The following is a 13,637-nucleotide window of genomic DNA, read 5'->3' as shown; positions in this document are numbered from 1 at the left end:
CCCTGTAACGACCGAAAGCGGTTTACGTCTATTACCCACCGCAGCTTAGGGGCTCTGCGTTCCGGCGCGTGAGAGGTGATCGCTGACAGCGAACAGGGGCCGGGGAACATTCGGCCGCCCCCGAGCATTGAGTCGGCATAGCTCAACTTGACTGCCGAAGGGGAGATCATGGCTGCTGAGTCCACGGCGTTCACACCGCTCACCCTGCCCGTGCTGCCGCTCGACGACGAGGTCGTGCTGCCCGGCATGGTGGTCCCGCTGGACCTGAGCGACTCCGAGGTCCGCGCGGCGGTGGAAGCCGCTCAGGCCGCCGCCCGCACAACACCCGGGAAGCCCCGGGTACTCCTGGTGCCGCGCATCGACGGGACCTACGCGAACACCGGTGTGCTCGGCACCGTCGAACAGGTGGGCCGGCTGGCCGACGGCGATCCGGGCGCGCTCATCCGCGGCCGGGGCCGGGTGCGGATCGGTGCCGGGACCACGGGCCCCGGCGCGGCCCTCTGGGTCGAGGGCACCAGCGTCGACGAGACCGTCCCTGAGCCCCTGCCCGGTCAGGTCGCCGAGCTGGTCAAGGAGTACAAGGCCCTCGCCACCGCCTGGCTGCGCAAGCGCGGTGCCTGGCAGGTCGTCGACCGGGTCCAGGCCATCGACGACGTCTCGGCGCTGGCCGACAACTCCGGCTACTCGCCGTTCCTGACCACCGACCAGAAGGTCGAACTGCTGGAGACCACCGACCCGGTGGCCCGGCTCAAGCTCGCCACCCGGCAGCTGCGCGACCACCTCGCCGAGCAGGACGTGGCCGAGACCATCGCCAAGGACGTCCAGGAGGGCGTCGACAAGCAGCAGCGCGAGTTCCTGCTGCGGCGCCAGCTGGACGCCGTGCGCAAGGAGCTGCGCGAGCTCAACGGCGAGCAGGAGGGCGAGGAGTCCGACGACTACCGCGCCCGCGTGGAGGCCGCCGACCTGCCCGAGAAGGTCCGCGAGGCCGCCCTGAAGGAGGTCGACAAGCTGGAGCGCTCCTCCGACCAGTCGCCCGAGGGCTCCTGGATCCGCACCTGGCTCGACACGGTCCTGGAGATGCCGTGGAACGAGCGCACCGAGGACGCCTACGACATCCAGGGCGCCAAGGCCGTGCTGGACGCCGAGCACTCCGGCCTGGAGGACGTCAAGGAACGCATCACCGAGTACCTGGCGGTGCGCAAGCGGCGCGACGACCGGGGGCTGGGCGTCATCGGCGGACGGCGCGGCGGTGCCGTGCTCGCGCTGGTCGGGCCACCCGGCGTCGGCAAGACCTCCCTCGGCGAGTCCGTCGCCCACGCGATGGGCCGCACGTTCGTCCGCGTCGCCCTCGGCGGCGTCCGCGACGAGGCCGAGATCCGCGGCCACCGGCGCACCTACGTCGGTGCCCTGCCCGGCCGTGTCGTGCGGGCCATCAAGGAAGCCGGGTCGATGAACCCGGTCGTGCTCCTCGACGAGATCGACAAAGTCGGCTCGGACTTCCGGGGCGACCCGGCCGCCGCCCTGCTCGAAGTGCTCGACCCGGCGCAGAACCACACCTTCCGGGACCACTACCTGGAGGTCGAACTGGACCTGTCGGACGTGGTGTTCCTCGCCACCGCCAACGTCCTGGAGTCGATCCCGGAGGCCCTGGCCGACCGCATGGAGATCGTCCGCCTCGACGGCTACACCGAGGACGAGAAGGTCGTCATCGCCCGCGACCACCTGCTCCCGCGCCAGCTGGAGCGGGCCGGACTCGGCGCGGACGAGGTGACCGTCGACGAGAGCGCCCTGCGCAAGCTGGCCGGCGAGTACACCCGCGAGGCGGGCGTGCGCACCCTGGAGCGGTCCGTCGCGCGGCTGCTGCGCAAGATCGCGGCCCAGCACGAACTGGGCGAACGGGAGCTGCCGTTCACCGTCCGCGACGAGCACCTGCGGGACCTGATCGGCCGGCCGCACCACGTGCCCGAGTCCGCCCAGGACCCGGCCGAGCGGCGGACCGCCGTGCCGGGCGTGGCGACCGGGCTCGCGGTGACGGGCGCGGGCGGCGACGTCCTGTACGTCGAGGCGTCCCTGGCCGACCCGGAGACCGGCGCGGCCGGACTGACCCTGACCGGTCAGCTGGGCGACGTGATGAAGGAGTCCGCGCAGATCGCGCTGAGCTTCCTGCGCTCGCACGGCGCCGAGCTCGAACTGCCGGTGGCCGACCTGAAGGACCGGGGCGTGCACATCCACTTCCCGGCGGGCGCGGTCCCCAAGGACGGCCCCAGCGCCGGCATCACGATGACCACGGCCCTGGCGTCCCTGCTGTCCGGCCGGCTGGTCCGCACGGACGTCGCGATGACCGGCGAGGTCTCGCTGACCGGGCGGGTGCTGCCGATCGGCGGCGTGAAGCAGAAGCTGCTCGCCGCGCACCGCGCCGGTGTCACCACGGTGATCATCCCCAAGCGCAACGAACCCGACCTGGACGACGTCCCGGCGGAGGTGCTGGACACGCTCGACGTCCACGCCGTCACCGACGTCCGCCAGGTCCTGGAACTGGCGCTCGCACCCGCCACCAGCGGCGCGGCGCCCGAGGTTCCGGTGGCCGCGTGACGGAGGTCATCGGATGAGGGAAGGCCCGGGTCCCGTGAGCGAGATCCGGGCCTTCACCCCGTGTAGACCCTGTGGACACGGGTGCCGTGAGCTGCGGAATACTTGCCGAGCTGCGGCGACGCCCGCGGCCGGCGGAGAATTCAGGTACCGGGCGACGACCGAGGCAGGGCTCACGTGCACGACGACGGCAACGACGACGACCGCCGGGACGCCGGCCCGGCACGCGGTGTGGACCAGCCGGCGTTCCTCGCGCTGGAGCGCGAGCTGACCGTGCTGCTGCGGCGCGCCCGGGCCAGCCAGGGCGAGATGGCCCGCGAGGTGCACCCCGACCTGGAGTCGTCCGCCTACGGGCTGCTCGTGCGCCTGGACGAGTGCGGCAAGCAGCGGGCCACCGAACTGGCCGGCTACATCGGCGTCGGCAAGGCCACCATGTCCCGGCAGTTGCGCGCCCTGGAGGAGCTCGGCCTCGTCGCCCGCGAGCCCGACCCCGCCGACGGACGGGCGTGGCTGGTCGCCCTCACCCAGGAGGGGCACGACCGGGTCGGCCGCGTCCGCCGGGCCCGCCGCGCCCGCTACGCCGGCCGCCTCGCCGATTGGGACACCCACGAGGTCACCGAACTGGCCCGGCTGCTGCACCAGCTCAACCGCGGCATGGAGAAGTAGCGCAGGAGGGCGGGCCCGGCGCCTACAGCTCGGCGTACACGACCGTCGCGTCGTCGTGCGTCTTGCCCCTGCCCGGGGACGTCCGGGCCGCGCCCGACCGCTCCAGGTCCCGCACGCGGTCCACCAGCGCCTGCGCCCCCTCCTTGCGCACGAGCCGGAAGCAGTCCGTCCAGTCGCCCTGGCCGAACCGCTCCACCCAGCGGCCGGCGCCGTCCGTCAGGGCGGCCAGGGCGCGCACCTCGCCGCGGGGCAGGGTGCCGGTCACCGCCCGCGCCGCGACGGACGGATCGGCCGCGGCGGTGAAGAAGCCGCCCTCCTGGTTGCGCAGGGTCGTGTCCACGAGCGCGGCCGTCGCCAGCGCCGAGCGGGGGAGCAGGGCCAGCCGGTCGTCCAGCACCGGCGTCACCACCCCTTCCGGCGACTCCACCAGCAGCGCCGAGTCCGACAGGACCAGGTACTCCACCGCGGCCGGGTCCCAGCGGGCCACGACCACCGTGGCCTGCGGTGTACGCGGGTGAGAAAGGTCACAGGTTGCCGCGTGTGCGGCGGCGGTACGCGCGATGGCGTGGGACAACGCGTCGGCCAGGGGAACATCCGGGAGTGAAACGGTCAGTTCGGTCAGTGCGCCGCCGAGGCGCGCGGTGAACCAGGGGACGGAATGCAGACAGCCCGTCCCGCTCGTCGGGGGCGTGACCCCGTCCAGCACGACGACCGAACCGCCCTGTCCCGAGGCCGGGAGTCCGACAGCGGCGAAGTCCTCGTTCGGGCGGTCCGCGTCCCCGGGCTCCGAGGCGAGTTCTGTACGCATCGAGCCAGTCTGCACGAGCCCTTCACAAGGCCCGCCGGAGGTCGGCAACGACCGCCGGACCGGCACACCCGAGCAGGTCAGACGCCCTGTTTGGGGGGTAATGCTGGGTATCGGGAAGGCGTGGTGGCGAATATTGCCACCGCCCGTCGCCGTCGTCCAACCGGCCCGCCGCGCAGGGCGACTGCACAGGCCGGTGGAACTTGCCCCTCAACTCCCCTCCGATGTTCACTCCTTCGGGTGGCGGGTCAGGTGATGCGCGTGCGTGGCACACCGGCGCTGGGAGGGTCGGGAAGTGTACCGGGAGTACGCGCCAGTTGACGGAGCGTCACCCGGACCCAAGGGTTCACGAGTCAGGAATGCGAGCACCGGTGCAGAAGACGCGGCCTCGTCGCACAGGCAAGCAGACGGCCCCCCAGCAGAGCGCTGAGCCGACGACCCCCACCGGCAAGGGCCGCCCCACCCATGTACGCAACCGGCTGATCGTCTCCGTGGCCGTGGTCGCCGCGGCCATCGCCGGTGCCGGCACGCCGGCCGTCCTGGCCGCCTCCGGGCAACTGCACGACACGCAGCAGCTGGTGACGCTCGCCGAGCAGACCCGGGACGCCCTCGTCCTCGCCCACTCCCTGGCCGACGAACGCGACGACGTCACCGCCTACATCGCGGCGGGCCGCCCCGAGTCCAAGGCCCCCTCCGAGCAGCGCAGCGCCCGCGTGGACCGGCAGGTCGAGGAGTTGCGCGCCGACACGGACACACCGGCGGCCCTGAAGACCGGACTCGACGGCATAGCGGCCGTGCGGCGGGCCGCGCTCACCGGCAAGAGCAGCGCGCTGGAGACCCACCAGGCGTACTCCGCCGCCATCACCGAACTGCACCGGCTCGCCGAGGACCTGGCCCAGCGCACACCGCCGCGCGCCGGCTCCGGCGGGTACGCCCTGGCCGAACTCGACTCCGCCGTGCAGCAGGCCGCGGCGGCCCGCGGGCTGCTGCTCGCCGCGCTGAGCGTGCCGCGCAGCACCGGGACGGTCATCGACCCCGTCACCGGGCTGCCCACCCGGACCTCCACGTCCTCGGACGCCGACACCCGGCAGCGCGGCCTGCTGAGCGCCGCAGCCCAGCAGGCCCGGCTGCGCTCCGACGCCGCCCTGGCCGACTTCCGGGCCACCGCGCCCAAGGCCGCCCGCACCTCCTTCGACAGCACCGTCACCGGCGCCGAGGTCAACTCCGCCGAGAAGTACCTCGCGGCCCTGACCGACCAGCCGGCCCTGTCGAGCCGTGAACTGGCCACCAGCACCAAGAAGCTGGACACGGCCCTGTCCGCCCGGGTCGACCTGATGCGCGGCGTGGAGTCGGCCCTCTACGACCGGCGCGTCAAGGACCTCGAGGCGCTGCGCGACGAGGACGTCACCGCGCTGGAGATCCGCGTCGCGGTCCTCGGCGCCCTGATGCTGCTCGCCGTCGGCGTCGCCACGGGCATGGCCCGCAGCCTCACCCGGCCGCTGGCCGTGCTGCGCCTGGGCTCCAAGCGCCTCGCCGAGGCCGAGGACCCGGCGGCGGAGGAGCCGGTCCGGTTCACCGGCCGCAACGACGAGTTCGCGCAGGTCGTCCGCTCCGTCAACGCCCTGCACGCGCACGCCGCCGCCCTCACCGAGCGCATCACCACGCTGGAGGCCGACCGCAAGCACCTCGTGGGACAGCGGCAGAAGATGGCCGACGCCCGCGAGCAACTGCGCGGCGAACTCGCCGAGTCCGCCGCCCATCTGGAGCGGCTGCGCACCGCCATCGGCGGCACGTTCGTCAACCTCGCCCTGCGCACCCTCGGCCTGGTCGAGCGGCAACTGGGCGTCATCGAGAACCTGGAGGAGCGCGAGCAGGACCCGGACCGCCTGGCCACGCTGTTCAAGCTCGACCACTTCGCGACGGTCATGCGCCGCCACAGCGAGAACCTCCTGGTCCTCGCCGGCACCGAGCACGTCCAGCACACGGCCGGGCCGGTACCGCTCGTGGACGTCGTGCGCGCCGCGGTCAGCGAGATCGAGCGCTACGAGCGCGTCCGCATCGCCGCCCTGCCGCCGCACGCCCACATCGCCGGGTTCGCCGCCGACGACCTCTCCCACCTGCTGGCCGAACTCCTGGAGAACGCCACCTCGTTCTCCCCGCCCGACCTGCCCGTGGAGATCTCCGGCTGGCTCCTGGAGAACGGCGAGGTCATGCTGTCCGTCCAGGACGAGGGCATCGGCATGACCGAGGACCGCATGGAGCGCCTCAACGCCCGGCTGTCCGACTTCGACCCCGAGGCGCCCTACGACCAGGAGGGCGAGGACGGCCTCGGCCTCGGGCTGTACGTCGTGGCCCGCCTCGCCCACCGCCACGGCGTGCGCGTGCAGTTGCGCGAGCAGAAGCAGGGCGGTGTGGCGGCGGTCGTCGTCCTGCCGCGCACCCTGCTGGCGGCGGCCACGCCGGGGGCCGTCCCGGCCTCCGGGCCCGTCGGCGGCGCCGCCCACTCCTTCTCCCTGCCCGGCGCGGACGCCGAGGCCAACTCCAACGTCCTGCACGGCCGCACCGAGAGCGGTGACCCGCTGGTGGCCCTGGCGGAGAAGGCCGTACGCCGCACGGAGGCCGGCGAGCACGCCGCCGCCGCGGAGCACCCCGAACCGGCCGGGACCACCGAAGCGGACCGCGCGGCGGACCCCGCCGGCGCCGAACGGGCGCGGATCCCGGCGCAGATCCCGGCGCAGATCCCGGCGGAGACCCCGTCCGAGACCACGATGGAGCTGCTGGCCCCCCTGCCGCAGGGCGAGCCGGACGACGTGCAGCACACATCCGCTGCCGCCGCCGGCGGGGACGCCCCGCAGGGGCCGGCCGCGCACGACCACGGAGGCCGCACGGGGGGTGCGGCCGGGAACGAACCCGCCGGGGGCGGAACCGAGGCGGAGGCCGACGCCGCACACGAGCGCGTCACCGACAAGGGCCTCCCCAAGCGCACGCCCAAGATCACCGCACCGGCCACCGCGCCACGCCAGCGCAGCGGCTCCGTCGACGCCGAGGCCCTGCGCCGACGCCTCGGCGGCTTCCGCCAGGGCGCCCAGGCCGGCTACCGGGACGTCAGTGCGGAGATCGCCGAGCAGACGGCCTCGCACAAGAGGCCGGCCGCCACCGGCACGTCTGAACCAGCTGAATCCGAAGAAGCCACGGGGGGCACAGTCGAGGAGGCAAGCAGTTGACCGCTCCCAGTACCTTCGGACTGATCGGACTGAGCAGCGAGGCACGAAACCTGCACTGGCTGCTGACCAACCTCGTCGAGGAGGTCCCCGGCATCCAGTCGGTCGCGGTCGTCTCGTCCGACGGACTGCTCCTGCTGTCCTCGGACGCGGACCGCAACAAGGAGGCCCGGGAAGCCCTGCACACCCGAGGGGCCCGGCAGACCGGCCCGCGCGGCTCCGCCGCCGACCTGGCGACCATCGTCTCCGGCATCGGCAGCCTCACCGTCGGCGCCGCCAAGCTGATGGACTTCGGCGGGGTGAAGCACACCATGATCGCCATGGACGAGGGCAGCCTGTTCGTCATGTCGATCAGCGACGGCTCGCTGCTCGGCGTGCACGGCTCCGCCGACTGCGACATGAGCGTGGTGGCCTACCACATGGCGCTCTTCGTGGGCCGCGCCGGCCACGTCCTGACGCCCGAACTGCGCAGCGAGCTGCGCGCCTCCCTCGAGGAGACGCAGACGGCGGAGGACGCCCGATGAGCAGGACGCCCAAACAGCAGCTCCCCGTGCGCGGCGGCGACCGCAAACCGGCCCGGGTGCGCCCGTACTCGCTCACCGGCGGCCGCACCCGCTTCGGTCACGTCCTGCTCGTCGAGACCTTCGTGGCGAGCACCGCCGCCCTCGAAGCGGCCGAGGAGCGCAGGGAACTGACCAACGGCCACCTCTCCAGCCGTGTGATGCCGGAGCTGAGGGCCATCGTCGAACTGTGCCGCCGCATGCGTACGGTGGCCGAGATCGCCGCGCTGCTGAAGATGCCGCTCGGCGTGGTCCGCGTGCTCCTCAGCGACCTCGCGGACCAGGGAAAGATCCGTGTGTACGGCACGGGGACCGGCCATGGCACGGGCCGCCCCGACCGCGCTCTGCTGGAAAGGGTGCTGAGTGGACTCCGTCGTCTCTGACGCCGCTCACGGCGTCACCGGTTCCTCTCCGTTCGCGCAGCCCGACGAGGGCATGCACGCCTGGGAGACGGACCGCACCCGGGCCCCGATCGCCACGAAGATCGTGGTGGCGGGCGGCTTCGGCGTGGGCAAGACCACGCTGGTCACCTCCGTCTCGGAGATCACGCCCCTCCAGACCGAGGCGCTGATGACCGAGGCGAGCGAGGCCACCGACGACCTCACCGCCACGCCGGGCAAGACCACCACCACCGTCGCCATGGACTTCGGGCGCATCACGCTCGACGACGACCTGGTGCTGTACCTGTTCGGCACGCCGGGCCAGCAGCGGTTCTGGTTCATGTGGGACGACATCGTGCGCGGAGCGATCGGCGCCGTCGTCCTGGCCGACACCCGGCGGCTGAAGGACTGCTTCCCGGTCCTGGACTACTTCGAGAGCTCCGGACTGCCGTACGTGGTCGCCGTCAACCACTTCGACGGCAGCGAGCTGTTCGAGCCGGAGGACGTGCGGGAGGCCCTGACCATCCCGCGGCACATACCTGTCATGATCATGGACGCGCGTCGCCGGATCTCCGTGATCGAGACCCTCCTGGCCCTGGTGGGCCACGCGCTCGACGAAACCCCCGAGTAGGAGACAGCCCCGCATGCGGAAGATACTCGTCGTCGGAGCCGGTCAGTCCGGCCTCCAGATCGCCCTCGGCCTCCAGTCCCAGGGGTACGAGGTCACCCTGATGTCGAACCGGACGGCGGACGAGATCCGCACCGGCCGGGTCATGTCCACGCAGTGCATGTTCCACACCGCGCTGCAGCACGAGCGTGACCTCCAGCTGAACTTCTGGGAGTCCCAGGCCCCGAAGATCGAAGGACTCGGCGTCTCGGTCGCCGCCCCCGGCTCCTGGGCCGAGGGCCCGGCCGCCCGGGCCATCGACTGGCTGGGCCGGCTCGACGGGTTCGCGCAGTCCGTCGACCAGCGCGTGAAGATGGCCGGCTGGATGGAGACCTTCGCCCAGCGCGGCGGACAGCTCGTCATCCACGGCGCGGCCGTCGGCGACCTCGACTACTTCTCCCGCACCTACGACCTGGTGCTCGTCGCGGCCGGCAAGGGCGAACTGGTGCAGATGTTCGCCCGCGACGCGGAGCGCTCCCCGTACAGCGAGCCGCAGCGCGCGCTCGCCGTCGCCTACGTCCACGGCCTCGGGCCGCGCCCCGAGCACCCCGGCACCGAAGCGGTCCGCTGCAACCTCGTGCCGGGCGTCGGCGAGCTGTTCGTGATGCCCACCCTGACCACCTCCGGCCGCGCCGACATCCTCTTCTGGGAGGGCATACCCGGCGGTCCGCTCGACGTCTTCGCCGGCGTCAAGGACCCCGCGGAGCACCTCTCCCTGACCCTGGAACTCATGGAGCGGTACGTCCCCTGGGAGTACGCGCGGGCCACCAAGGTCGAACTGACCGACGCCGGCGGCACGCTCGCCGGCCGCTACGCCCCGACCGTCCGCAACCCCGTGGGGCGGCTGCCCGGCGGCGGTCTGGTGCTGGGCGTCGCCGACGTGGTGGTGGCGAACGACCCGATCACGGGCCAGGGCTCCAACTCGGCCTCCAAGTGCGCCGCCGCCTACCTCGCCTCGATCGTCGAGCACGGCGACAGGCCCTTCGACGAGGAGTGGATGCGGGCCACCTTCGACCGCTACTGGAACACCGCGCAGCACGTCACCAAGTGGACCAACGCGATGCTCGCGCCGCCGCCGGAGCACATCCTGAACCTCATCGGCGCCGCCGGCGAGATCCAGCCGGTCGCCGACCGCTTCGCCAACGGCTTCGACAACCCGGCCGACTTCGAGAACTTCTTCTACGACCCGGACAAGGCCCAGGCCTACCTGGTCGAGGCGTCGGGCGCGGGCGCCGCGTAGGACCCGTAGCCCTCGTCCGGCCCGTCCGCAGCCCCCTCGGGGAGCTCCGGCGGCTCGTAGCGCCGCAGGGGCTTCCCGTCCGGGTCCGGGCGCACGGCGCCCAGGACCGGGTTGGCCGCGATCGGCGACACCTTCACCTCGGCGCCGGGGCGGGGCGCCTGGACGACCATGCCGTCGCCCAGGTACACCGCCACGTGCGTGGCCTCGGGGAAGTAGACCACCAGGTCACCGGGGCGCAGCCGGTTCAGCGGGACGCGCTCCAGCCGCTTCCACTGCTCCTGGCTGGTCCGGGGCACGGCCCTCCCGGCCGCCGCCCAGGCGCGCGAGGTCAGCCCCGAGCAGTCGTACGACCTCGGGCCCTCCGCGCCCCACTCGTAGGGCTTGCCCAGCTGCCGCACGGCGTAGTGGACGGCCCGGGCGCCCGCCGCGGTCGGGCGGCGCACGACGGCCTTTTCACCGTCGGCCTTCTCAGCACCGGCCTTCCGGCCGTCACCCTTACGGCCGTCGTGGTTCTTGCCGTCGTCCTCGCCGTCGCCGTCGCCCTCGCCGTCGATGGTCGCGTCGTCGTCGGCGGTGGGCTCGTCCTCGCCGGGCGCGCCGAGGGCCTCGGAGGCCAGGAACTTCCGCTGCGCCTTCGTGATGCCGTCCGCCTCCAGCTCGGCCAGGGCCGTGAGCTGGTCCCGGCTGAGCGAGGTGAGCATCTCCTCCACCTCCGCGAGGCGTGCGCGGACCTCGTCCCGGGCCTTCTTGCGCCGCTCGGTGAGGACGAGCTGCCGGTCCAGTGCCTTGCGGGACGTGCGGGCCAGCGCACGGGCCGTGCGCTCGGCGCCGGTCAGGCGCCCGACCGTGCCGGCGCGCTCCCGCGCCAGCCGGCCGATCACCTGGCCCTGCTCGATCGCGTGCTGCGGGTCGCGGGCCAGGAGCAGGCGTACGTAGGGGGAGAGGTCGGTGCTGCTCTGGTACTGCTGGCGGGCCAGCCGGCCGGCCGCGCTCCGGCTGTCGTACAGGGAGAGCCGGGCGCGGACGAGGGCGCGCTCCAGCCGGGCCGTCTCGGCGCGCTGTGCCTTCAGCTTCTCGTCGGTGGCGTTGAACGCCTCGGTCGCCTTCTCCGTCTCCCGGTACAGCTTCTGAAGGTCCGTCAGCAGCTCGGCCACGGAGACGTCCGCGGCCGGTTCCGGCTTCGGGGCCGCGGTGGCGGGGACGGGCGCGAGGGCCGTGGTCGCCGCCGTCGCCGCGACACAGACCAGACGCACGAACCGTGCTGACATGGCATCACCTCCGGGTGCGGGGGCGGCCCTTCGGCCACCGGACACTCGTGAGGATCAGGTGTGCGCGCGGGGAGCGCGCGGCGGGTGTGCGCGGTTCGGCGCAACGGGGTCACCCGTCGGCGTCGTCCGGCTTGCCCGGCGGCGTGGCGTCTGGCCTGTGCGGCTTCGACCACGGCCAGTTCAGCCGGCGGGGCGGCACGCCCTCCGGGGCGTACTCGTACTTCCAGCGGTTCGTCAGGCCGACCTTGCCCGGGCCGCGCGGCACGCGGCGGTAGACCAGGACCGTGGGCGGGCCGCCCGCGGGGTCCGGGACGGGGATGCGGTACGTCTTGGGCGGGTGGCCGGTGATGCCGAGGAGGACGGGCAGGACCCTGCCGTCCATCGGGCCGCCCTCGAAGGGGGTCTCTTCGCTCTTCACGGGATCAGTGTCAGACATCCTCGGCGAGGGCCCGGACCAGGGCGTCGGTCTGCGGGTCGCGCCGGGCGGTCACCGTCAGCACCGCCACGAACTGCTCGACCAGCCAGTCGCGCAGCTCCCCGGCGGGGGGCTGCTTGCCCTCGTCGAGCCACATCAGCGACGACGCCTCCACCGCGGTGATCCACATGCGGACCGTCATGCGCAGGCTCGGCCCGGGACGGGTGGCGCCCAGGTGGCTGAGGATGTGCTCGGCGGCGGTGCGGCGGACGCCGTCGACGATGGACGAGGTGCGCGAGGTCTCCACGACGCTGCCGCCCTGGAGGAGGGCGCTGAAGCCGGTGTCGTGCTCGTCGACGAAGGTGAGGTAGCGGTCCAGGGCCCGGGACAGCCGGGCGAGCAGGGGGCCCTCGCGGGGCTCGTCGAAGCAGTCCTGGAGCTCGTCGGCGGCGGAGCGCAGCGCGGCCTCGTACAGCTGCTGCTTGCCGCCGGGGAAGTAGCGGTACACCAGCGGCCGCGACACCCCGGCCGCCTCGGCCACGTCGTCCAGCGAGACCTCCTCGGGGGCGCGGTGCGCGAAGAGGCCCAGCGCGGACGAGAGCAGCTGATTGCGCCGCTCCTCGACGCTGAGCCGCCGGTAGGCGGGACTGGAGGCGGCTGGTGTCATGTCCAGCAGCGTAATCGGGGCGGCGCCGGCTGCGTAGCGCGGCTTCGGTGGGGTGTGCGGGTGGCGCCTGACCGTGGGTGGGGGGCGGAGCCGTGCCGGGGGGTGCGGGCCCTTGCCGTGGCGGGCGCGGTGGTGGTCAGGCCAGCAGGCCCGAGGACTTCCAGAGGCGGCGGCCGACGCCCCGCAGCACCCCGATGTCGTCCAGGAAGTCCGTCAGGCGCTTGGAGCCGGTCTGCATGACCTCGCGGCGGTGCCCGCTCGCCCGGACCTGCGCGACGGCCTCCCGCTTGTCGAGCCCCACGTTCGTGTAGACCTCGGGGTTCACGAACGCCACCGAGAACACCCGGGCGAACTCGCCGGAGGTGACGCGGGTGAACTCCCGGGACCACCGGGGGGCCGTCACCATCTGGCGGCGCAGTTCCTCCCGGGCGTAGCGGACGTGGCGGGCCTCCTCCACGACGTGGATGCGGGTGACGCCTCGCACCAGGGTCTGGACGCGCTCGTCGGGGAACGTCAGACGCTGCATCCAGTCGAGGACCTCCTCGCCGAGGAGGGTGGCCGTGAAGGAGCCGGGGGTGGTGGAGACGGTCTTGAACAGCCGGCCGAGCTGCTGGTGGGCGCGGCTGACCGGGTACCAGGGCGTGTCGCCGCGGGAGATCAGGCGGGCGAACATCTTGGAGTGGCGGCACTCGTCCTCGATCTCGGTGAGCGCGTAGCGCACGTGCGCGCTCGTCGCCGCCTTGTCGTAGATGTGCCGGACCAGCAGCTGCATGAGGATGATCTCGAACCAGATGCCGAGGGAGGCGAGCGCCGCCGCCTCGTGCTGGGAGAGCAGGATGCGCTGCTCCTCGCCCATGCGCTTCCACAGCGGGGTGCCGTAGAGCGAGACCAGCTCCGGCGGCCAGAACCACTTGCCCTCCTCGAAGGGCGCGTCCCAGTCCAGCTCCTCGTCCGGGTCGAAGGAGTGCTTGGCGGAGGAGTCGAGCAGCCGCTGGGCCACCTGCTCCCGGTCCTTCAGCAGGCCGAGTGCGTCGCGCAGGCCGTCGAGCGCGTCGGCTTCCGTCAGGGTCGTCATGGCTGCCCACCTCGTTGTGCACACGTCACCGTCCCCACTTATGAGACTGCCTGTCAGCAAGCTCGTCAATCCCCCGTGCACGAG

At 73.0% G+C, this 13,637-nt stretch carries 12 protein-coding genes; 7 read left to right on the top strand and 5 right to left on the bottom strand.

Annotated elements, in window-relative coordinates:
• Nucleotides 1-168: 168 nt before the first annotated feature.
• Both lon and ACH4C6_RS01975 read left to right on the top strand, forming a co-directional pair.
• Nucleotides 169-2,592: an endopeptidase La gene (gene lon / locus ACH4C6_RS01980; RefSeq protein ID WP_398106587.1), complete on the top strand. Its 2,424-nt coding sequence runs from the start codon at nucleotides 169-171 to the stop codon at nucleotides 2,590-2,592.
• A gap of 174 nt (nucleotides 2,593-2,766) precedes the next feature.
• Nucleotides 2,767-3,255 carry a MarR family winged helix-turn-helix transcriptional regulator gene (locus tag ACH4C6_RS01975; protein WP_398106586.1) on the top strand — a complete coding sequence of 163 codons (489 nt, stop codon included), beginning with the start codon at nucleotides 2,767-2,769 and terminating at the stop codon, nucleotides 3,253-3,255.
• 22 nt (nucleotides 3,256-3,277) lie between these two features.
• Here the strand turns inward: ACH4C6_RS01975 and ACH4C6_RS01970 are convergent, their stop codons facing one another.
• The gene (locus ACH4C6_RS01970) at nucleotides 3,278-4,063 is read right to left on the bottom strand and encodes a protein phosphatase 2C domain-containing protein (RefSeq protein ID WP_398106585.1); all 786 of its coding nucleotides are present in this window, start codon (nucleotides 4,061-4,063) and stop codon (nucleotides 3,278-3,280) included.
• 368 nt (nucleotides 4,064-4,431) lie between these two features.
• Between ACH4C6_RS01970 and ACH4C6_RS01965 the strand changes: the two genes are divergently transcribed.
• Genes ACH4C6_RS01965 through ACH4C6_RS01945 form a run of 5 tightly spaced genes read left to right on the top strand, consistent with a single transcriptional unit; the run spans nucleotide 4,432 to nucleotide 10,128 of the window.
• Entirely contained in the window at nucleotides 4,432-7,284 is a 2,853-nt protein-coding gene (locus ACH4C6_RS01965) for a nitrate- and nitrite sensing domain-containing protein (protein ID WP_398106584.1), read from the top strand.
• Nucleotides 7,281-7,805, top strand: a complete 525-nt coding sequence (locus ACH4C6_RS01960; protein WP_398106583.1) for a roadblock/LC7 domain-containing protein — start codon at nucleotides 7,281-7,283, stop codon at nucleotides 7,803-7,805. Before ACH4C6_RS01965 ends, ACH4C6_RS01960 begins: the two co-directional genes overlap by 4 nt.
• Entirely contained in the window at nucleotides 7,802-8,224 is a 423-nt protein-coding gene (locus ACH4C6_RS01955) for a DUF742 domain-containing protein (RefSeq protein ID WP_376328609.1), read from the top strand. Before ACH4C6_RS01960 ends, ACH4C6_RS01955 begins: the two co-directional genes overlap by 4 nt.
• Nucleotides 8,205-8,852 carry a GTP-binding protein gene (locus ACH4C6_RS01950; RefSeq protein ID WP_398106582.1) on the top strand — a complete coding sequence of 216 codons (648 nt, stop codon included), beginning with the start codon at nucleotides 8,205-8,207 and terminating at the stop codon, nucleotides 8,850-8,852. The genes ACH4C6_RS01955 and ACH4C6_RS01950 overlap by 20 nt, the downstream gene beginning before the upstream one ends.
• A gap of 13 nt (nucleotides 8,853-8,865) precedes the next feature.
• Entirely contained in the window at nucleotides 8,866-10,128 is a 1,263-nt protein-coding gene (locus ACH4C6_RS01945; RefSeq protein ID WP_398106581.1) for a styrene monooxygenase/indole monooxygenase family protein, read from the top strand.
• Here ACH4C6_RS01945 and ACH4C6_RS01940 read toward each other — a convergent pair.
• From ACH4C6_RS01940 to ACH4C6_RS01925, 4 genes are all read right to left on the bottom strand, one after another.
• Nucleotides 10,092-11,396: an NlpC/P60 family protein gene (locus tag ACH4C6_RS01940; protein ID WP_398106580.1), complete on the bottom strand. Its 1,305-nt coding sequence runs from the start codon at nucleotides 11,394-11,396 to the stop codon at nucleotides 10,092-10,094. The genes ACH4C6_RS01945 and ACH4C6_RS01940 overlap by 37 nt on opposite strands.
• 109 nt (nucleotides 11,397-11,505) lie before the next feature.
• On the bottom strand, nucleotides 11,506-11,814 hold the full coding sequence (locus ACH4C6_RS01935; RefSeq protein WP_398106579.1) for a hypothetical protein: 309 nt from the start codon (nucleotides 11,812-11,814) through the stop codon (nucleotides 11,506-11,508).
• Nucleotides 11,815-11,824: 10 nt separating this feature from the next.
• Nucleotides 11,825-12,478, bottom strand: a complete 654-nt coding sequence (locus tag ACH4C6_RS01930) for a TetR/AcrR family transcriptional regulator (protein WP_398106578.1) — start codon at nucleotides 12,476-12,478, stop codon at nucleotides 11,825-11,827.
• Nucleotides 12,479-12,614: 136 nt separating this feature from the next.
• Nucleotides 12,615-13,553, bottom strand: a complete 939-nt coding sequence (locus ACH4C6_RS01925) for a diiron oxygenase (protein ID WP_398106577.1) — start codon at nucleotides 13,551-13,553, stop codon at nucleotides 12,615-12,617.
• Nucleotides 13,554-13,637: the final 84 nt, after the last annotated feature.

The sequence above is a fragment of the Streptomyces sp. NPDC017943 genome (genome assembly GCF_044328425.1).
GTDB classification, from domain to species: domain Bacteria; phylum Actinomycetota; class Actinomycetes; order Streptomycetales; family Streptomycetaceae; genus Streptomyces; species Streptomyces djakartensis_A.
Note: the sequence above shows the minus strand (reverse complement) of the source record. Positions and strands in the feature narration are given on the sequence as shown.